This is a genomic window from Halorubrum coriense DSM 10284 (assembly GCF_000337035.1).
GTDB classification, from domain to species: domain Archaea; phylum Halobacteriota; class Halobacteria; order Halobacteriales; family Haloferacaceae; genus Halorubrum; species Halorubrum coriense.
On the sequence record NZ_AOJL01000051.1, the window covers coordinates 1 to 18,704 of the forward strand.

Annotated in this window: 18 protein-coding genes and 1 pseudogene (1 of these 19 running past the window's edge); 6 read left to right on the forward strand and 13 right to left on the reverse strand. The window is 68.8% G+C overall.

From position 1 onward, the window contains the following. The first annotated feature begins 344 nt into the window (after positions 1 to 344). Both C464_RS12200 and C464_RS12205 read left to right on the forward strand, forming a co-directional pair. Entirely contained in the window at positions 345 to 1,484 is a 1,140-nt protein-coding gene (locus C464_RS12200; protein ID WP_006114013.1) for an aminopeptidase, read from the forward strand. Between the two features lie 367 nt (positions 1,485 to 1,851). Beyond that, entirely contained in the window at positions 1,852 to 2,256 is a 405-nt protein-coding gene (locus C464_RS12205) for a hypothetical protein (RefSeq protein WP_152420936.1), read from the forward strand. 110 nt (positions 2,257 to 2,366) lie between these two features. Here the strand turns inward: C464_RS12205 and C464_RS12210 are convergent, their stop codons facing one another. Beyond that, the gene (locus C464_RS12210; RefSeq protein WP_006114015.1) at positions 2,367 to 3,671 is read right to left on the reverse strand and encodes an O-acetylhomoserine aminocarboxypropyltransferase/cysteine synthase family protein; all 1,305 of its coding nucleotides are present in this window, start codon (positions 3,669 to 3,671) and stop codon (positions 2,367 to 2,369) included. Positions 3,672 to 3,874: 203 nt separating this feature from the next. Between C464_RS12210 and C464_RS12215 the strand changes: the two genes are divergently transcribed. Then, a complete protein-coding gene (locus tag C464_RS12215; protein WP_049911121.1) occupies positions 3,875 to 5,182 on the forward strand; it encodes an SPFH domain-containing protein in 1,308 nt (435 codons plus the stop codon). Positions 5,183 to 5,339: 157 nt separating this feature from the next. Here C464_RS12215 and C464_RS12220 read toward each other — a convergent pair whose 3' ends face one another. The 5 genes from C464_RS12220 to uvrB form a co-directional block, all read right to left on the reverse strand. Continuing rightward, positions 5,340 to 7,028: a ribonucleoside-diphosphate reductase subunit alpha gene (locus tag C464_RS12220; RefSeq protein WP_006114017.1), complete on the reverse strand. Its 1,689-nt coding sequence runs from the start codon at positions 7,026 to 7,028 to the stop codon at positions 5,340 to 5,342. Continuing rightward, positions 7,028 to 8,056 carry a ribonucleotide-diphosphate reductase subunit beta gene (locus C464_RS12225; RefSeq protein WP_006114018.1) on the reverse strand — a complete coding sequence of 343 codons (1,029 nt, stop codon included), beginning with the start codon at positions 8,054 to 8,056 and terminating at the stop codon, positions 7,028 to 7,030. The genes C464_RS12220 and C464_RS12225 overlap by 1 nt, the downstream gene beginning before the upstream one ends. A 541-nt stretch (positions 8,057 to 8,597) precedes the next feature. Beyond that, a complete protein-coding gene (locus tag C464_RS12230; RefSeq protein WP_049911123.1) occupies positions 8,598 to 9,191 on the reverse strand; it encodes a hypothetical protein in 594 nt (197 codons plus the stop codon). A gap of 77 nt (positions 9,192 to 9,268) precedes the next feature. Further along, positions 9,269 to 9,799: a hypothetical protein gene (locus tag C464_RS12235; protein ID WP_006114021.1), complete on the reverse strand. Its 531-nt coding sequence runs from the start codon at positions 9,797 to 9,799 to the stop codon at positions 9,269 to 9,271. A gap of 67 nt (positions 9,800 to 9,866) precedes the next feature. Further along, positions 9,867 to 11,921 (reverse strand): excinuclease ABC subunit UvrB, encoded by a 2,055-nt coding sequence (gene uvrB, locus C464_RS12240; protein ID WP_006114022.1) that lies wholly within the window; start codon positions 11,919 to 11,921, stop codon positions 9,867 to 9,869. Between the two features lie 128 nt (positions 11,922 to 12,049). Here uvrB and C464_RS12245 point away from each other — a divergent pair, with 128 nt between their 5' ends. Then, positions 12,050 to 12,262, forward strand: coding sequence for a hypothetical protein (locus C464_RS12245; RefSeq protein ID WP_006114023.1), 213 nt, complete (start codon positions 12,050 to 12,052; stop codon positions 12,260 to 12,262). A 14-nt stretch (positions 12,263 to 12,276) separates the two neighbouring features. Here C464_RS12245 and C464_RS12250 read toward each other — a convergent pair whose 3' ends face one another. Then, the gene (locus tag C464_RS12250) at positions 12,277 to 12,636 is read right to left on the reverse strand and encodes an SHOCT domain-containing protein (RefSeq protein WP_006114024.1); all 360 of its coding nucleotides are present in this window, start codon (positions 12,634 to 12,636) and stop codon (positions 12,277 to 12,279) included. A gap of 60 nt (positions 12,637 to 12,696) precedes the next feature. On the opposite strand from C464_RS12250, the gene hisG reads away from it, so the two are divergent. Further along, positions 12,697 to 13,587 carry an ATP phosphoribosyltransferase gene (hisG, locus tag C464_RS12255; protein ID WP_006114025.1) on the forward strand — a complete coding sequence of 297 codons (891 nt, stop codon included), beginning with the start codon at positions 12,697 to 12,699 and terminating at the stop codon, positions 13,585 to 13,587. Between the two features lie 15 nt (positions 13,588 to 13,602). Here the strand turns inward: hisG and C464_RS12260 are convergent, their stop codons facing one another. From C464_RS12260 to larB, 3 genes are all read right to left on the reverse strand, one after another. After that, positions 13,603 to 13,863 (reverse strand): GIY-YIG nuclease family protein, encoded by a 261-nt coding sequence (locus C464_RS12260; RefSeq protein ID WP_049911125.1) that lies wholly within the window; start codon positions 13,861 to 13,863, stop codon positions 13,603 to 13,605. A 106-nt stretch (positions 13,864 to 13,969) separates the two neighbouring features. After that, positions 13,970 to 14,122, reverse strand: a complete 153-nt coding sequence (locus tag C464_RS19265; protein WP_004599353.1) for a DUF7563 family protein — start codon at positions 14,120 to 14,122, stop codon at positions 13,970 to 13,972. Positions 14,123 to 14,258: 136 nt separating this feature from the next. Next, positions 14,259 to 15,026, reverse strand: a complete 768-nt coding sequence (larB, locus tag C464_RS12265; RefSeq protein WP_006114027.1) for a nickel pincer cofactor biosynthesis protein LarB — start codon at positions 15,024 to 15,026, stop codon at positions 14,259 to 14,261. Positions 15,027 to 15,332: 306 nt separating this feature from the next. Between larB and C464_RS12270 the strand changes: the two genes are divergently transcribed. After that, the gene (locus C464_RS12270) at positions 15,333 to 15,500 is read left to right on the forward strand and encodes a DUF1931 family protein (RefSeq protein ID WP_004047560.1); all 168 of its coding nucleotides are present in this window, start codon (positions 15,333 to 15,335) and stop codon (positions 15,498 to 15,500) included. Between the two features lie 81 nt (positions 15,501 to 15,581). Here C464_RS12270 and rpiA read toward each other — a convergent pair whose 3' ends face one another. The 3 genes and pseudogenes from rpiA to C464_RS12285 all read right to left on the reverse strand — a co-directional run. Then, a complete protein-coding gene (gene rpiA / locus C464_RS12275; RefSeq protein WP_006114029.1) occupies positions 15,582 to 16,316 on the reverse strand; it encodes a ribose-5-phosphate isomerase RpiA in 735 nt (244 codons plus the stop codon). A 79-nt stretch (positions 16,317 to 16,395) separates the two neighbouring features. Beyond that, positions 16,396 to 17,520, reverse strand: a complete 1,125-nt coding sequence (locus C464_RS12280) for an ORC1-type DNA replication protein (protein ID WP_006114030.1) — start codon at positions 17,518 to 17,520, stop codon at positions 16,396 to 16,398. 105 nt (positions 17,521 to 17,625) lie between these two features. Next, a pseudogene (locus tag C464_RS12285) lies at positions 17,626 to 18,704 on the reverse strand (TIGR01177 family methyltransferase) (it continues 46 nt past the right edge of the window).

The following is an 18,704-nucleotide window of genomic DNA, read 5'->3' on the forward strand; positions in this document are numbered from 1 at the left end:
ATAGGTTGGGGAGGCGTGAGGCTGCGGTGCCGTGTGGGGCGGGACTCAAAGGGGCAGTCGCGAGGACGAAGCACGGCGACAGAAGCACCGCAGACCGCGAACGAAGTGAGCGGTCGAGGAGCGCACCGAGCCGCGCGAGTCCTCGCGACTGGGGCTTTGGCAGTGTTCGACTCCGATTCGGTGACGACGATTTATCATCGAGCGACTGGGGCTTCGATGATGTTCTCCGCGGGTCCGACGAAACAATTGGCCGACGCGTCGGCGGAGAATGTCACGCCCTCGGCCACGCATTCGTAATCAGCGTCCCGGCACCGATTTACCGCTCCCCTCCCACGTACCGCGTAATGGACGAACGCGTACGCGAGCACGCCGAGGTGCTCGTCGACTGGAGCGCGCGGGTCGAGGCCGGCGACGATGTCGTCGTCAGCGTCGCGGAAGACGCCCACGAGCTGGGGGTCGCGGTCGCCGCGGCGCTCGGCGAGCGGGGCGCGAACGTGACGACGCTGTACGGCTCGGCGGAACTCTCCCGTGCGTATTTAAAAGGCGTCGAGGCCGGGGTCGACGGCGACGTCGACGCGGACGACTTCGACGCGGACCCCGCCGTCGACCGCGCGGTGTTCGAGGCCGCCGACGCCTACCTCCGGATCGGCGGCGGGCGCAACACCACCGCGACCGCGGACGTCGACCGCCCGACCCGGCAGGCGTACGCGAAGGCGCGGCAGGGGGTCCGGGAGGCGCGGATGGACACGGACTGGGTGTCGACGGTCCATCCGACCCGGAGCCTCGCCCAGCAGGCCGGGATGGCCTACGAGGAGTATCGGGAGTTCGTCTACGACGCCGTCCTCCGGGACTGGGAGTCGCTCGCCGACGAGATGGCGCGGATGAAGGACGTCCTCGACGCCGGCGAAACCGTCCGGATCGTCACCGAGCGCGACGGCGCGCCCGACACGGACGTGACGATGTCGATCGCCGGTCGCACCGCGGTCAACTCCGCCGCCTCCGTCGCGTACGACTCGCACAACCTCCCCTCTGGCGAGGTGTTCACCGCGCCGTACGACACCGAGGGCGAGGCGTTCTTCGACGTGCCGATGACCATCGACGCGACGCGCGTGCGGAACGTCCACCTCGCGTTCGAGGGCGGTGAGGTCGTCGACTTCGCGGCGGAGTCGGGCGAGGACGCGCTCGCGGACATCCTCGACACCGACGACGGCGCGCGGCGGCTGGGCGAGCTGGGTATCGGGATGAACCGCGGCATCGACCGGTTCACCGACTCGATCCTCTTCGACGAGAAGATGGGCGACACGGTCCACCTCGCGGTCGGCCGCGCCTACGACGCCTGCCTGCCGGAAGGCGAGTCCGGCAACGACAGCGCGGTCCACGTCGACATGATCACCGACGTGAGCGTCGACTCCCGGATGGAGGTCGACGGCGAGGTCGTCCAGCGGAACGGGACGTTCAGGTGGGAAGAGGGGTTCGAGGAGTAAGTCGGGAGGATGATGACTCGGCGAGAGAAAGCGGGACCGTCGACCCCGTTGAAATCCTCGACCGGTGAGACGCCCTTAGAGGCGTGCCGAATGTAGCGCGCGAATGTCGTATAAACCGGGAGCAGTCCAAAGTATTCTCAGCTTGCTGTTACCACGCTGCGCTAAGCGTGGTAGTTCGTAGACCCGCACAAAACATATAATTCGTTATTAGTAGAATCAGATAGTACTCTCAACTTGGAGTCTTGTACTCGGGGCTCTACTCGCGACGTACCTCATCGTAGGACGTATCTTCTACCGTCGGCCCGATCTGACACGTCACAACATTCTCACAATTGGGTTGGCGCTGTTAGCGCTCACGAGTGGGGTATTGGTCGCCACGGCATTCCACACGGCACAAACCGATGCCGAGCAAATTGACTACAGGGTCGACGCTCAAGTAGCGGGGTGCGATACGGCGGAAGACCATCGAGTCTCTCAATTCGACGAATTATCGCCAGAGGCTCAGGAAGTGTTCCTATCGACGCTCCAGTCAAACGGAGCGTACACGACGACGACAAACCCGGAACAGTTCGATATCTCTTCCGACAGCGATTATGAGAATTACATCGTATACGAGTCGGACTGCTACTCGTTAGTTGGTTACGGAGCGGGACTCGGTTCAGGAATGCCCACCTTCGTGTTGCTCCTTTTCGGTGTCCCGGTAACCCTCGTACTTGCGGTTCTCGCGATCACCAGTTACCAATATATCCCTTCTGAAAGCGAGAGATCTTAAATAGAATACCGTGGCCTCGGTATCGGTTCTCCCTCTGTATCCCGCACAGGGTTGGTGTCAGCCCCCGGAGATTTCGACGGGATTAACCCGTCAGAAACGGCCGATCGCGGTTAGGCGGTCGCCGCCTCGATGGCGGCTTCGAGGTCCGCGACGATGTCGGCGGGGTCCTCGATGCCGACCGAGAGGCGCACCATGTCGGCGGTGACGCCCGCGGCCTCCTGTTCTTCTTCCGTCAGCTGCTGGTGGGTCGTCGACGCCGGGTGGATGACGAGCGTCTTCGCGTCGCCGACGTTCGCGACGAGCGAGGCGAGGTCCGCCTCCTCGACGGTGGCGCGCGCGGCCTCGTAGCCGGCCTCCAGCCCGAACGTGAGCATGCCGCCGTAGCCGCCCTCCAGGTACTCGGTCGCCTCCTCGTGGGTCTCGTGGCTCTCCAGACCGGGATAGTTCACCCACGCCACGTCGTCGTGGCCCTCGAGGTACTCGGCGACGATCCCCGCGTTCTCGGAGTGGCGGTCCATCCGCAGCGGGAGCGACTCCGTCTGCTGGAGCGTGTTCCACGCGTCGAACGGCGACTGCTGGTCGCCCAGGTCGCGCAGGCCCCGCGTGACCGCCGCGAAGGTGAACGCCGCGTCGCCAAACCGCTCGGCGAAGTTGATGCCGTGGTACGCGGGGTTGTCCTGCGCGATCTCGGGGTACTTCTCGGCGTGCTCGGCCCACGGGAACGAGCCGCCGTCGACGACGACGCCGCCGACGGTGGTGCCGTTGCCGGTGAGCCACTTCGTCGTCGACTCCCAGATGAGGTCGGCCCCGTGTTCGAGCGGGCGGCAGAGGTACGGCGTCGCGAACGTGTTGTCGACGAACAGCGGGACGCCGTGGTCGTGCGCGATGTCGGCGATCCGCTGGATGTCGGGGGTGACCAGAGCGGGGTTCCCGATCGTCTCGAGGTGGACGTACGCGGTGTCCTCGTCGATGGCCTCGGCGTACCCCTCGTAGTCGAGCGGGTCGACGAATCGGGTCGAGACGCCGCGGCGCTCGACCGTGTGGGTGAGGTAGGTGTAGGTGCCGCCGTACAGCGCCGACGAGGTGACGATGTTGTCGCCCGCCGAGGCGAGCAGGAACGTCGTCACGTCGAGCGCGGCCATCCCCGAGGCGGTCGCGACCGCGCCGACGCCGCCCTCGAGCGAGGCGATCCGCTCTTCGAGCGCGGCGTTGGTCGGGTTCATCAGCCGGGAGTAGACGTTGCCGGCCTCCTCCAAGCCGAAGAGGTCGGCAGCGTGGTCGGCGTCGTCGAACTGGTAGGCGGTCGTCTGGTAGATGGGCGTCGCGCGCGCGCCGGTGGTCGGGTCCGGGTCCGCGCCGGCGTGTACGCTTCGGGTGCTGAATCGGGGAGCGTCGGTCTCCTCGTCTGCTGGCATGGATACTCGTACCCGCGCCGCGTATTTAAACCCGGCCGGCCCACGCGGACGTTTCCGGTATCTCCGAGCCGACCGCCGCGGATCTCCGAGGCGACGGCCACGGGGCTCCGAACTGACCGCCGCGACCGCGGATCGGCGGATGGGAAGCGGTCCGCCGTCGCGCTCGTGCCAACCGTTAACAGCGTCGGGCCGTAACTCGACGTATGGGAACACAAGGTCCGCGCGGCGATTCCGCCGAGCTTGAGGAGCTGATGGCGGAGATCCCGGACGGGGTCTGGCAGTACCTCGCGCTCGGCGTCGCCCTCCTCGTCGGCGTCGCCCTCCTCGGACAGAGCCTCGCCTTCGGCGTCGCGGCGCTCGCGGTGCTGTTGGCGGCCGTCACGGTCGTCAGCGCCGTCGAGATCGTCGACGCCTACGACAAGGAGACGCTCACCGTCTTCGGCGAGTACCGCCAGCTGCTCGAACCGGGCGTCCACCTCATCCCGCCGTTCGTCTCGCGGACGTACGCGTTCGACATGCGGACCCAGACGATCGACGTGCCGAGCCAGTCGGCGATCACCCGGGACAACTCGCCGGTGACCGCCGACGCGGTCGTCTACATCAAGGTGATGGACGCGAAGAAGGCCTTCTTGGAGGTCGACGACTACAAGAACGCCGTGTCGAACCTCGCGCAGACCACCCTCCGCGCCGTCATCGGCGACATGGAGCTCGACGACACGCTCTCGCAGCGGGAGCTGATCAACGACCGGATCAACGAGGAGCTCGACGAGCCGACCGACGAGTGGGGGATCCGCGTCGAGGCCGTCGAGGTCCGCGAGGTGAGCCCCTCCCAGGAGGTCCAGCGCGCGATGGAGCAGCAGACCGGCGCGGAGCGCCGCCGCCGCGCGATGATCCTCGAAGCGCAGGGTGAACGCCGCTCCGCGGTCGAGCAGGCCGAGGGTGACAAGCAGTCCAACATNCGCCGCGCGATGATCCTCGAAGCGCAGGGTGAACGCCGCTCCGCGGTCGAGCAGGCCGAGGGTGACAAGCAGTCCAACATCATCCGCGCACAGGGGGAGAAACAGAGCCAGATCCTCGAAGCGCAGGGGGACGCGATCTCGACGGTCCTCCGCGCCCGCTCCGCCGAGTCGATGGGCGAGCGCGCCATCATCGAACGCGGCATGGAGACCTTAGAAGAGATCGGGAAAGGCGAGTCCACCACGTTCGTCCTCCCTCAGGAGCTCACCAGCCTCGTCGGCCGCTACGGCAAGGCCCTCTCCGGATCCGACGTCCAGCAGATGGAGGGGCTGGAGGGGAAGGAGTTCGACGAGGAAACGGAGAAGCTCCTCGGGTTGGAGGACATCGAGAGCGCCCTCGAACAGCTCGACACCGTGGCCGACAGCGACCTCCGGACCGACGAGACCCGGGACGCGGACACCGCCCGCGACGTCGACCTCGGCCGGCAGGACGAGACGCGGGAGGCCGACCGCGAGATCGAGTTGGAGAGCGAAAGCGAGCGGCCGGGGACGTAAGCCCGACTCACGGCTGCCACACGTCGTCGACGGAGAAGGTCGCCGCGACCGCGCCGCCGACGCCGCCCGGGCCGCCGACGTTCCCGGGCCCGAAGACGTCGGTCCGGAGTCGGAGACGGGATGACTGAGACGTGAGCGAGCCGACTACGAGTAGCGATCAGCTCTCACAGGCCCGACACTCGAGAATATCCCGGCTGAACTTCTGTGCGGCGTTCACGCTGTGCTGATAGTAGAGGCTCTTGACCCCTTTCTTCCACGCTTCGATGTAGAGCTGGTTGATCTCCTTGACGCTCACTTCGCTCGGGTCGATCGAGACGTTCACGCTCTGTGCTTGGTCGATGTGTTTCTGTCTCTGTGCCGCCTGGTTGATGATCGCCATCTGCGGGATCTCGGCGAAGGTCTTGAACACGTCTTTCTCGTGGTCCGTCAGGCAGTCGAGATGTTGAACGCTCCCGTCTCTGTTGGCGATGCTGTCCCAGACTTCGCGCGTGTCTTCGCCCCGCTCTGCCAGTATCGCTTGGAGGAATCTGTTCTTCTGCGTCGACTTGAGCTTCGCACCGTCTCGCACGAAGTAGTTCGATTTCAGCGGCTCGATGCTCGGACTGACCTGACCCAGGATGACGCTGCTCGATTTCGTCGGAGCCACGCTCATCGTCGTCGTGTTCCGCCTGCCGTAGCCCTCGAGGACCTCCGGCTCCCCGAACTCGTCGGCGAGCGCTTCGCTCGCCTCGTAGCTCCGCTCTCTGATCGTCCGGAATATCTCCTCGTTCTTCTCCATCGCCTCCATGCTGTCGAAGGGGATCATGTTGCTCTGGAGGTAGCTGTGCCAGCCGAGGACGCCGATCCCTATCGCCCTGTGTCTCTTCGCGAACCGCACGGCCCGCTCCATGAACCGGACGCCCTCGGTCTCTTGAATGAATTCCTCCATCACCGCGTCCAGGAACCGCGTCAGCGTCTCCACCGCGTCGGTGTCCTTCCACTCGTCGTAGTGGAGGGCGTTCATACTCGAGAGACAGCAGACGAAGCTCTCGTCCGCCGTGGCCGGCAGCGCTATCTCGGTACACAGGTTGGACGCGTTTATCTGGTACTCCTTGTCCTTGTACACCTGCGGCTTCCCCTCGTTCATGTTCCCCCGGAAGATGATATACGGGACGCCGATGTTGATCCGGGTCTCGATGATGTCCGCCCAGATCGCTCGCTTCTCCTCGTCGCCGTCGATCATCGCCTGAAACCAGTCGTCACCGACGATGACGCCGTAGTAGATGTCCTGTACCGGGTCCCCTTCGGTCTTGATGTTGAGCCATTCTTCCAAGTCGTCGTGTTCGACGTCGATGTAGCCGGCGAACTGCCCGCGCCGGGTTTCGCCCTGGCTGATGACGTTGATGATCGTATCGAACAGCTCCGTGAAACTGTAACTCCCGTTGCTCTTGCCGTTGTTCGTTATCGGACTGCCCCGGGGCCGCAGCTCACCGAAGTACCCGCTCGTGCCGCCGCCCTGCTTGGTCATCTCACCCACCTCGGCTTGGGTGTGGAGGATACTCTCGATGTCGTCTTCCATGTAGCTGCCGAAGCAACTGATAGGGAGGCCTCTGTCCAGTCCGAAGTTGGACCACACCGGGCTGGCGAGACTGTAGAAGCCGCGGCTCATGTACTCGTAGAACGTGTCCGCGAAGCCCTCGTCACCCAAGATCTCCTCGGCGCGCTCCGCTATCTGCCTGACTCGCTCTTCCGCTTCGACGCCCTCGAGCAGGTATCCCTCTCTGAGAAACTCCCTGCTGTCCTCGTTCAGCCAATAGAACGGTTCCGAATGCCGTTGCTCGACGCTGTCGAGTGCTGTTTGTGCCATTAGAACATATCCTCCGCGGTAACGCTCTGCGTGTGCTTGTTGTACGTGGTCGACCGCTTGCTGAAGAAGTCGTTATCCTTCGTCATCATGATGTCCTCGTCGAACCAGCGCGTCTCCGCGAGCAGGTCGTCGTCCGTCTCGAATATCGGTTCCACGCCGACGTTTTCGAGGCTCTGATTGAAGCGGTCTCGCAGGAACGCGTCGACGTGCGCCCTGGGAAGGAACGCCAGCTCGCCGTCGTCGAATATCCAATCTAGGATCTCCGTCTCCGCCTCGTAGGCCTGCCGGCAGGCTTCTCGCACGTCTTCCTCGAACTCGTCGTCGAAGAGGTCCGGGTTCTCCGCTCTGATCGTCTCCACCAGCTCGACCCCGAACAGCCCGTGGATCTGCTCCTCTTTGCTGGTCGCTTCGACGGCGTTCGCTATCCCGGTGAACTTCTTTTCGTGCTTGTCGAAGCTCGTCATGATGAGGAACTGGCTGAACAGCGACACGTGTTCGACGAACGCACTGAACAGCAGGATGCTCATCACGTACTCCCGTTCGTCGTCGCTCTCGCTCTTCTCTAGGTACTCGTCGAGATACTCGATCCGCTCTTTCATCGCCGGCTCCGCAGTCACCTGCTCGAAGTCGTCCGTGATCCCTAAGACGTCGAGCAGGTGACTGTAGGCGTCCATGTGCCGCACCTCGCTTTCCGCGAAGGTCATGCCCACGTTCCCGACCTCGGCTTTGGGCATCTCCTCGTAGATGTCCGACCAGAACGTCTTCACCTGTACCTCGATCTGTGCGATAGCCAACATCGTCCGCTTGATAACGGTCTGCTCGGCGGGGGTCGTGTTGACTTTGAAGTCTTGGACGTCTCCGTCGAAGTTGAACTCGGTGTGGATCCAGTAGCTGTTCCGGATCGCCTCGACGTAGTCGAGAAACTCGCCGTACTCGTAGGGCTTCAGCTGTGTTCGCTCCGAGAAGATGTCCGTCTCTGTCTCTGCGCCTGTACTCGCGTCGGTGGTTGCGTTTTCGCTTTCGCTCATTTAGCCATCTCAGACGTGACCGATTGCGTTGGGTTACCGCTGCCACTGTCTAGCGTCAGTCCGGTGAATTCGACCGCAGTCGCGTCGCTCGGGAGACGGTCGCACAGCGTACCGCGAGTGTAGCCGTGTGAACCGTACCCGATCACACTGACTCCACGGTTATAACTATTACCAACAAGGTTGTAGTATCACAAATTCACTTTCATGCTAGGAGCGCGGAGCCGTTCCCCGGGTCCGCAAACGGGCGGTGCCGAGACGGTGACTGAGCGGCGATCTCCGGTTACGGGCGGTCGCGACAGTGCCCGACTGGCGGCGTCGAGCCGCCGCGCTGGTCCGATCGCGATGGCTCCGCGGAGCGGTCGGGCGAGGAGCGCGAACCCAGGGCCGGACGCGGGGGAGACACCGACGAGACGCGAGACTCGGACGACGTCGACAGCGCCGGGGAGGAGGACGAGACGCGGGAGGCCGACCGCGACGTCGAACTGGAGGCGGAGAGCGAGCGGCCGGACGACCGATCGGCGGCGAGCGGTCGGGAGCCGGATCAGGGCTGCCAGCGGCCGGGATCGACGACCCAGAGGAGGCCGACGGCGGCGACGCCGCCCGCGCCCCCGGTGACCAGCGAGAGGGGGTCGGGCGCCCCCGCCGCGAGCGCCGTGAGCAGCAGGACGGAGCCGGCGAGGAGGGCGACCGTGTCCTCCGCGACCGCGGCTCGGACCACCGGAGCGACGGCACCGCCGACGACGGCCCCCGCGGCGATCCGCGCAGGCGGGCCGGCGGTGAGGGCGGCGCGCGCCGCCGGGTTCGTCGCCGTCGCGGAGATCGACTCGGGCGCGACGACGAGCCCGACGCCGAACGCGAGCGCGGCGACGGCACCGAGGGCGGGCGCGACCAGCGCGGCGCGGGCGGAGCCGTCCGTGCCGGTCGCGGCGGCCGCGCCCCCGACGAGCAGGACCGAACCGCCCGCGAGGAGCGCGGGAGCGGCGAGCGACGAGACGGGCGACGGCACGGCCAGCGCGATGCCGTCGGCCGCGGACGAGGAGGGGACGAGCGCCGGGGCGACCGCTCCCGCGAGACCGAGCGCGGCCGCGCCGACGACGAGGAGGGCCGATCCGCGGAGGCGACTGCGGAGTGACATGGTCGGCCGGACGCGCCGCGGCCACAAAACGATCGCGGGACCGCGCGGGTATCGCGGCGGAACGAGCGCCCCGACCGTCACACCGTGATGCCGGCTCGCTGCCCGCCGACGACGACGATCACGCGCTCCGGCGGGCCGCGCTCGTCGGTGAGCCGCATCAGGAGCGTCTTCACGACCGGCTCGTCGGTCTCGACCTCGCCGCGGACCCCGCCCTGATCGACGGCGATCCGGAGCGAGTGGTCGCCGGTGCGGCTGATCCCGCCGAGGCGGAGTCGGACCTCGGGCGCGGTGAGCCGCTGGGCGATCAGGAGGACCGCCTCGCCCCCGTCGTCGACGAAGTCGGTGCGCTCGACGAACTCGCGGGACTCGGTCGCGTCGGACTTGAGCGCGTTACGGGCGGACGAGGCGGAGCGGAAGGAGGCCGCGTGGGTCAACAGCTCCTCCGGGCGCGCGAGGACGCTGCGCGCGTCGACCATCGGATTGCCGTCGACGTACCGGCTCCGCACACTGAGGTCGCCGGGGGCGGAAGCGGCGACGTCGTGGAGGCGGTCGACGCACCCCGGGGTGGCGGCGGCGAGCGCTCCGGCGACGACGGCGCGGCGGTACACGGTCGGGAGTGCGGCGCACCGAGGTAAAAACCCCGCCGTCGCGGTGACGGGGACTGAGAATCGGACGCTACTCGTCGATCATCGGCGCCGGCACGCCGTCGTCGCCGCCGTCGAGCTCGAACGCGCGGCGGAGCTCCGCGATCCGGTCGCGGATGTCGGCGGCCAGCTCGAACTCGAGGTTGCTCGCGGCCTCGTCCATGCGGTCTTCGAGCGCCTCTATCTGCGCTTTCGCCTCGTCTTCGCTCTCCACGTCGCCGACGCTGACCGACGAGGTGTCCGTCTTCGAGCCGGGGAGGTTCGTCTCGCTGACCGGCTTGTCGATGGTCGTCGCCTCGTGGCCGTGCTCGGCGTTGTACTCGAGCTGGATCTCGCGGCGGCGCTGGGTCTCCCCGATGGCCGCCTCCATCGAGTCGGTCACCTCGTCGGCGTAGAGGACGACCTCGCCGTTGACGTTGCGGGCGGCCCGCCCCATCGTCTGGACGAGCGTCGTGGTGGAGCGGAGGAACCCCTCCTGGTCGGCGTCGAGGATGGCGACGAGGCTCACCTCCGGGATGTCGAGCCCCTCGCGGAGCAGGTTGATACCGACGAGCACGTCGATGTTGCCGAGCCGGAGGTCGCGGATGATCTCGTGGCGCTCCAAGGTGTCCGTCTCGTCGTGCATGTACGCCACGTCGACGCCGGCCTCCTCGAGGTACTCCGTGAGGTCCTCCGCCATCCGCTTGGTGAGCGTGGTGACGAGGACGCGCTCGTCGCGCTCGATCCGGTCGTCGACGCGTTCGAGGAGGTCGTCGACCTGCCCCGTCGCGCCCGTCACCTCGACCTTCGGGTCGACGAGGTGCGTCGGGCGGACGATCTGCTCGACGATCCGGTCGGAGGTCTCGCGCTCGTAGTCGGCGGGCGTCGCGGAGACGTAGAGCGTGCGGTCGGTCTTCTCCTCGAACTCCTCGAAGGTGAGCGGGCGGTTGTCGTAGGCGGTCGGTAGCCGGAACCCGTTCTCGACGAGCGAGTCCTTCCGCGACTTGTCGCCCTCGTACTGGCCCTTGATCTGCGGGATCGTCTGGTGGGACTCGTCGACGACGGTGAGGAAGTCGTCGGGGAAGTAGTCGAGGAGGGTGTAGGGGGCGTCGCCCGACTCGCGGTCGTCCATGTGGACCGAGTAGTTCTCGATCCCCGAGCAGTAGCCCGCCTCCCGCAGCATCTCGACGTCGAAGGTGGTCCGCTCCTCGATGCGCTGGGCGGCCACGAGGTCGCCCTGCCGCTCGAAGTAGCCGACCCGCTTCTCCATCAGGTCCTCGATCTCCGCGATCGCCTGCTCGAGCTTGTCGTCCGGGATCGAGTAGTGCTCCGCCGGGTGGAGCATCACCGCGGGCTCCTCCGAGACGACCTCGCCCTGCATCGGATCGACCTTGATCATCCGGTCGATCTCGTCGCCCCACAGCTCCACGCGGACCGCGTACCGCCCGTACATCGGGTATATCTCGACGGTGTCGCCGCGGACGCGGAAGGTGCCCTGCGTGAAGTCCACGTCGTTGCGCTCGTAGTTCAGGTCGACGAGCCGGGTGAGCAGCTCCTCGCGGCCGACCTGCTCGCCGACCTCCAGGCGGAGCGCCATGTCGCGGTAGTTCTGGGGGTCGCCCAGCCCGTAGATGGCGGAGACGCTCGCGACGACGATCACGTCGTCGCGGGTCAGCAGCGAGCGCGTCGCGGAGTGGCGCAGGCGATCGATCTCCTCGTTTATCGACATCTCCTTGTCGATGAACGTGTCCGTCTGCTCGACGTACGCCTCCGGCTGGTAGTAGTCGTAGTAGGAGACGAAGTACTCGACGGCGTTGTCCGGGAACAGCTCGCGGAACTCCTCGTACAGCTGGGCCGCGAGCGTCTTGTTGTGGGCCAACACGAGGGTGGGCTGGTCGAGCTCCTCGGCGACCCACGAGACAGTGTTCGTCTTCCCGGATCCGGTGACGCCGAGCAGCGTCTGCTTTTTCGCGCCCGACTCGTACCCCTCGACCAGCCCCTCGATCGCCTCGGGCTGGTCGCCCGCGGGCTCAAACGGGGCGTCGACGCGGAGCGGGCGGTCGACGGTGGGGCGGTCCTCCGAGAGGGGGGAGTCGGCGTCGTTCACAATACGCGTCGTTGGGCGGCGAGACACTTGAGCGGCGCGGCCAGCCGGGTCGCCGCCCGCGGGAGTCGCGTCGAGAGGCGGCGTCGCGCGGGACAAGACCCGGCGGCGGCCCGTCGGAACGAGCGCCCGTGTCCCTCCGGTTCACCCCCGTCGTCGCGGTCGGGGCGTCGCTCTTCGTGTCCGTCGTGGTCGCGCTCGGCGCGTGGGTCAACTTCGACGCGCACGCTCGGGGAAGCGAGCGCCCGGGATGCCGGGGCGTCCTCGCAGCGGTTTCGGGCGTGGTGCCGTTCCGTTACCTCCTCTGGTGGCGTCGCGGACGGGCCGACGAGCGTGAACCGTGACCGGGCGCTCCGCGTCAGCGCTCGCGGACGGGTTCCGTTTCGGCCGCGTCGTCGCTCCCGTCGAGGTGGAGATCGCGGGCGGTCGATCGGTCCTCCGTCTCGAGGAGCCGCTCGACTCGCCGCTCGAACTCCGCGTCCGTCAGTTCGCCCCGCGCGTAACGGTCTCGGAGCGATTTCAACGGGTCCGGTTCGGCGTCGGTCGCGCTCGCGTCCCCGTCGTCGACCCGATCGGCGAGGACGGACGACAGCGCGATCGCGCCGGCGATGAGTCCGGCGAGGGCCGCGCCGGAGACGCTGCCGGACAGGAGGAGGGCACCGACGACCGGGACCGCGATAACGAGCGAGAGGAGGGCCGCTCCCGTTCCTTCGTCCATGCGTGTGGGCGGGACACCGAGGACGAAAACGTTTCCCCCTCCCCCCGCGAGGCGTTCCGTATGCGCATCGCCGTCCCCAACAAGGGCCGCCTACACGAGCCGACGCTCTCGCTGCTGGAGCGCGCGGGACTCCACGTCGAGGAGACCGCCGACCGACAGCTGTACGCCGACACCGTCGACGAGGACGTGACGGTGCTGTTCGCGCGGGCGGCCGACATCCCCGAGTACGTCCGCGACGGCGCGGCCGACCTCGGCGTCACCGGACTCGACCAGGCGGCCGAGTCGGGCGGCGTCGTCGCCGCCGCGAGCGAGGCGGCCGACGGCGACCTCGTCGACCTGCTCGACCTGGGCTACGGCTCCTGCCGGCTCGTCCTCGCCGCGCCCGAGGACGGCGGGGTGTCGGCGGTCGAGGACCTGGCCGAGAAGACGGTGGCCACCGAGTTCCCGAACGTCACCCGCGACTACCTCGACCGCGTGGGCGTCGACGCCGACGTGGTCACGGTGACGGGCGCGACGGAGCTGACCCCGCACGTCGACATGGCCGACGCCATCGTGGACATCACCTCGACGGGGACGACGCTGAAGGTGAACCGGCTGGCGGTGATCGACGACGTGCTCGACTCCTCGGTCCGGCTGTTCGCCCGCCCGGACGTCGCCGGCGACCCGAAGGTCGAGCAGGTGTTGACCGCCTTCGAGTCCGTCCTCGCGGCCGACGGCCGCCGCTACCTGATGATGAACGCGCCGAAGAAGCGGCTCGACGCGGTGAAGGACGTGATCCCGGGGCTCGGCGGCCCGACCGTGATGGACGTCGAGGCCGACGAGAACGGGAACGGGATGGTGGCGGTCCACGCCGTCGTCGACGAGCGCGACGTGTTCGAGACCATCTCGGAGCTGCGCTCGGTCGGCGCGACCGGCATCCTCGTCACGGAGATCGAGCGCCTCGTCGAGTGACGGCGGAGGGGGCGGTCAGTCCGTCGCGTCGCCCTCGCCGATCAGCCGCTCTTTCTCGGTGCGGGACAGCGACTTGATCGCGTACTCCCGCGACATCGCCGCCGACTTCGAGTCGAACGACTCGACGTGGCGCAGGGTGACGGGGGTCCGGCCGCGGGTGTACTTCGCGCCCTCGCCGGCGTCGTGTTCGGCGACGCGCCGCTCGACGTCGGTCGTGTACCCGGTGTAGAGGGTGCCGTCGGCGCACTCGATGACGTACACGTGGTGGTCGGCCACGAGCGGTCCTCCGGGCGCGAGCACAAAGTTCGTGCGGGTGTTCGGTCGCGGGGCGAGCGGAGCGGTCGCTCTCCGTGCGCTCGGCCTTCGATCGGCGTTTCGCCGGTCAGTCCCCGGTTCGGGTCCGCTCGCGAGACACCTCGGCGATGCCCGCGTTCGCGGAGCACTTCGGGCACGCGTTCAGGTCGCCGTGCTCGTCCGCGAAGACGCGCGCGAAGCGGTCCGAAACGTGCGACCCGCAGTGGTCACAGCGTGGCATGTGATGCCGACGTGCGTCGGCAACTACCATACGGGCTGGACGAACTAATACCCTTTTTCGACCCGGTCGGCTGCCGGTATACGCTGGGTTAAGCGAAGCCGGAAATCGGCGGACTCCCCCGCTCGATTCCCGCCGCTCACTCGGTGCGCGCGGCGTCGACCGCGCGGGCGATCAGCCCGGCCTGCGCGCCGGCGACGAAGCCCGCGTCGACGTTGACGGTCGTCAGCACGGAACACGACTGGAGCGCCCCCTCCAGCGCCGCGACGCCCTCACCGCCGACGCCGTAGCCGGTCGAGACCGGGAGCGCGATCACGGGGGCGTCGACGAGGCCGGCCACGACCGTCGGGAGGGCCCCCTCGCGGCCCGCCGCGACCACGACGGCGTCGGCCTCGCGGACCCGGTCGACCTGGTCTAAGATCCGGTCGAGGTTGGCGACGCCCACGTCGTCGATCCGGTCGACCGCGGCCCCGATCTCGCGGGCGACGACCGCCGCCTCGCCGGCGACCGGCGCGTCCCCGGTGCCGGCGGTCACGACGGCGACCGCGGCGTCGAGCGACGGCGGCTCGAAGCCGTCGGCGTGGACGACGACGGTCCCGACCCGGTCGTCGCGGTCGACCGTCGCGTCCGCCCCCGCGTCGCCGACGGCCGACGCGACCGCCGCCGCCGTCGCCTCGTCGGCGCGGGTCACCAGCGCTCGCCCGGTGGTGTCGACCGCCGTCGTCGCCAGCGCGGCGACCTCCGCGGGCGTCTTCCCCTCCGCGAGGATCGCTTCCGGGATCCCGCGGCGGCGCTCGCGGGCGGCGTCGAAGCGCCCCGCGTCCGTGGTCGCGTAGCCCGCGAGCCGCGACTCCGCCTCCTCGATGCCGATCTCGCCCGCTTCCAGCGCCGCCAGCGTCTCTCGCATGAAGGGTCGTCGGGGGCGGACTCGGTCGAAGGTGTCGGTTCGGAGCCGGACCTGAACCGCGCGCGAGGCCGGATCGGGGAGCGGAGCGCGTTCGCGAGCGTCACCCGGCGGGGACGCGCTCCGACCGGACCGCACTCGCGGCGGGGTCGGGCCGCGTTCGGACGGCGCTCGCGGCGGAGCGGAGACGAGAATCTCACAAGACTTATAACCACTTGTACTCGCGGCCCCCCGCGAACGGGCGGCACGGCGTCCCTCGCGGTCGAATTCAGGAACTCTTATTAACCATCACCGGGTAGGCCCGATCGCATGGCAGACCTCATTGTCAAAGCGGCCGTCAAGGAAGCCCTGGACGACAAGAACGTCGCTTCGGACTTCTACGACGCGCTGGACGACGAAGTGGACGAGCTGCTCGAAGACGCCGCGCGCCGCGCCGAGGCCAACGACCGGAAGACGGTCCAGCCGCGCGACCTGTAAGACGGACCCGTTTCCGTTCCACTTTATTTGGACGCCGACCGCCGAGCGGCCGCGCCGTCCGTCGAACTCGGGGACGGCGGGTCAGTACTCCGCGACCCGGACGCCGGACGCCGTGCCGACGTGGACCTCGTCGGCGATCCCGACGAACAGGCCGTGTTCGACGACCCCCGGAACCGCCGACAGCGTCGCGGACAGGCCGGTCGGGTCGCCGATCTCCCCGAACGCGCAGTCGAGCACGAGGTTCCCGTTGTCGGTCACGACGGGGCCGTCCTTCCGCTCCGCGCGTCGTAGGGTCGGTTCGCCGCCGGCCTCGCGGACCGCCGCGGCGACCGCGGTCCGGCCCGCGGGCAGCACCTCGACCGGGACCGACCGGTCCAGTCGCGGCGACTCCTTCGAGGGGTCGGCGACGACGAGGAAGCGGTCCGCCGCGGCGTCGACCAGCTTCTCCCGGGCGTGGGCCGCGCCGCCCCCCTTTATCAGCGCGCCGCCGGAGTCGCGTTCGCCGCCCGCCTCGACGCCGGTCGCCACCTGATCGGCACCGTCGACGGCGAGGTCGATCCCCGGACCGTCGGGACCGACCGCCTCCGGGAGGTCGAGACAGGGGATCCCGGCGTCGACCGCGAGCTCGCGGCTCGCGAAGGAGGTCGGGACGCCGCGCGCGTCGAGGCCGGAATCGACTCGGTCGCCGATCCGCCGGATCGCGTGCGCGGCAGTCGAGCCGGTCCCGAGCCCGACCACGTCGCCGTCGGTGACCGCCTCGGCGGCCGACTCGCCCGCCCGACGCTTCGCCGCGTCGCTCCCGCCGCTCGTCTTCATGAGACCGAGTGCGCGCGGGGCGGTTGAAAAGGCGTCGGCCCGGATCGCGCTCGGAGGCGAGTCGCGCGCGTCGGCCGCGTCACTCCAGCCTGTCCAGGACGGCGTCCGCGTCGTAGGCGAGGGAGAGCTCGCGCGAGCGGCCGCGGCCGTCGACGTCGGCGTACTCCGCGTCGATCACGCCGAGCTGGTCGAGCTTGTTGATGATCTCCGAGTAGCGGGTGTAGCCGAGGTCGGTCTCGTCGTTGAACGCGTCGTACACCGCGCCGGCGCGCTCGCCGTCGTGGGCGGCGAGGACGCGGACGAGGTCGCGCTCGGACTCCGAGAGGCCGCGGAGCGACCGCGAGAGGTGGACGTGCTTCGACTTGTCGTACGCGTCCTCGACGTCCTCCTCGGAGACCGTCTTCGAGGCGCGCATCTCGGCGTTGAGCCCGGCGCGGCGCAGGAGGTCGATCCCGACTCGGAGGTCGCCGCTGTCGGCGGTAAGGTCGGCGACGCGCTCTAACTCGGCGTCGCCGATGACCCCCTCGTGGAAGCCGCGCTTGGCGCGTTCGGAGAGGATGTCGTAGATCTCGGTCGCGTCGTAGACGGGGAAGTACACCTCCTCGGGCCGGAAGACGGACTGGACCCGGGTGTCGAGGTCGTCGATCACGTCGAGGCCGAGGTCCGAGGAGACGACGATGACGCCGATCTTCGCGCCGGAGTGCGCCTCGTGGGCGCGCAGCAGCGAGTACAGCGTGTCCGACGCCTCGTTCTCGTAGAAGAGGTAGTTCACGTCGTCCAGAGCGACGACGAGCACCTCGTCCTCCTCGACGAGGCGGTCGGTGATCTGGCCGAACAGCTTCTTGAACGAGATGCCGGACGACGGGGGCTCGTACTCGAAGATCCCCTCGAACAGGCGGGAGAACACCGCGTAGCGCGTGGAGTCGACCTGACAGTTGACCCGCACCGTCCGCACCTCGGTCCGGGCCCCGAGCTCGCCGAACAGCTTCTGGACCGCGGTGGTCTTCCCGGTCCCCGGCGGGCCGCGGACCATCGTGTTGAGGGGGCGGGAGCCGCGGACCGCGGGGCGGAGCGCGTACTTCAGGTTCTCCAGCTGGCTCTCCCGGTGGCGGAACGTCTCGGGGACGTGGTCGATCTCGAACACTGACTCGTCGCGGAACACCGACTCGTCCCACGAGAGCATGTCCCCGGCGTCCCCGGTCATGCGAGTACCACGAGAGGCCGCGCACTTAACCGTTGCCCGGCGGCGAGGCGGAACTGAAACTTGTCGCGCCAGCGCCCGACCGGAGGGATTCCGCCGATCGGTCGTTCACTCTCGGTCCGGCGAGATCGCGGCCGCGTCGACCGCGGTCGCCGCCGCGTCCGCCCCGCCCTGCCCGTCTCCCCCGCGGCGCAACACCAGCACGTGGCGCGTCAGCGACCGGTGAACGCGGCGCTCGAACGCCGCGTCGACGGTCCAGCCGGCGTCGCGGGCGGGACCGCGCCAGTCGCGGTCGGCGACGAGCACCGCGCGCGGCGCGACCCGGGCCGCCTCCGCAAGCGCGCCCCCGACGAGGTCGGCCAGCTCGTGGCGCGCGATCTTCGACTGCCGGCCGTAGGGGGCGTCGAACGCGACCCCGTCGACCGCGTCGTCCGGGAAGGGGAGCGCGGTCGCGTCGCCGCGGGCGACGTGCCAGTCGGGGGAGGGGTCGTCGGCGTCTCGCGTCGCCGAGTCGTCGGCGTCCAGGTACTCCCGGAAGTTCCGCCGCGCCCCGCGGACCATCTTCGCCTGCGCGTCGCAGGCGACGGCGTCGGCCCCGACGAGGCCCGCTTCGAGGGGCAGACCGCCGGTGCCGCACATCGGGTCGAGCAGCGTCCGGCCCGGGGCCGCGCCCGCGAGGTTGGCGTACGCGCGGGCGTCCGCCGGGGCCATGCTCCCCGGCTGGAAGAAGGGGCGGTCGGTCGGGTTCGGGGCGAAGTCGCGGGCGGCCTCGGCGGCGATCCAGCCGAGCGCGCAGCAGTCCGCGTCGCCGCCGTCCGCGCCGGCCACCGCGTCGTGGTCCGCGCGCGGGCCGGCCGCGAACAGCGCGCGGAGGACGTGGTCGGGGTCGTCGAGGTCGACGTCGAACCCGCGGTCGACGAGGACGCTCCCCAGTTCCCGCTCGGCCGCTTCCGTCGAGACGCCGGCCGTCGCCCGGACGTCGCGGGCGCGGACCGCGACGCTCCCGGAGCGGTCGAGCGGCGCCGCCCGCAGCGCGGCGACCGCGGCGTCGACGTCGGCCCCCGTCCGCGCGATCGCTTCGTGGGCGGCGCGGGTGTACGCGAGGCGGCGGACGTGCGCGCGGTCGATCCCGCCGGTGCGGGCGATCCCCGGCGCGAGGAGGTCGACGCCGGTCGCGGCGGTCGCCA

What these genes read in the sequence shown, in the direction of transcription:
- C464_RS12280 (WP_006114030.1), bottom strand. Translation starts at nt 17,520, where the DNA reads ATGACCGGGGACGCCGGGGACATGCTCTCGTGGGACGAGTCGGTGTTC.
- C464_RS12220 (WP_006114017.1), bottom strand. Translation starts at nt 7,028, where the DNA reads ATGGCACAAACAGCACTCGACAGCGTCGAGCAACGGCATTCGGAACCG.
- C464_RS12225 (WP_006114018.1), bottom strand. Translation starts at nt 8,056, where the DNA reads ATGAGCGAAAGCGAAAACGCAACCACCGACGCGAGTACAGGCGCAGAG.
- C464_RS12200 (WP_006114013.1), top strand. Translation starts at nt 345, where the DNA reads ATGGACGAACGCGTACGCGAGCACGCCGAGGTGCTCGTCGACTGGAGC.
- C464_RS12230 (WP_049911123.1), bottom strand. Translation starts at nt 9,191, where the DNA reads ATGTCACTCCGCAGTCGCCTCCGCGGATCGGCCCTCCTCGTCGTCGGC.
- C464_RS12270 (WP_004047560.1), top strand. Translation starts at nt 15,333, where the DNA reads ATGGCAGACCTCATTGTCAAAGCGGCCGTCAAGGAAGCCCTGGACGAC.
- hisG (WP_006114025.1), top strand. Translation starts at nt 12,697, where the DNA reads ATGCGCATCGCCGTCCCCAACAAGGGCCGCCTACACGAGCCGACGCTC.
- C464_RS19265 (WP_004599353.1), bottom strand. Translation starts at nt 14,122, where the DNA reads ATGCCACGCTGTGACCACTGCGGGTCGCACGTTTCGGACCGCTTCGCG.
- larB (WP_006114027.1), bottom strand. Translation starts at nt 15,026, where the DNA reads ATGCGAGAGACGCTGGCGGCGCTGGAAGCGGGCGAGATCGGCATCGAG.
- C464_RS12210 (WP_006114015.1), bottom strand. Translation starts at nt 3,671, where the DNA reads ATGCCAGCAGACGAGGAGACCGACGCTCCCCGATTCAGCACCCGAAGC.
- rpiA (WP_006114029.1), bottom strand. Translation starts at nt 16,316, where the DNA reads ATGAAGACGAGCGGCGGGAGCGACGCGGCGAAGCGTCGGGCGGGCGAG.
- C464_RS12250 (WP_006114024.1), bottom strand. Translation starts at nt 12,636, where the DNA reads ATGGACGAAGGAACGGGAGCGGCCCTCCTCTCGCTCGTTATCGCGGTC.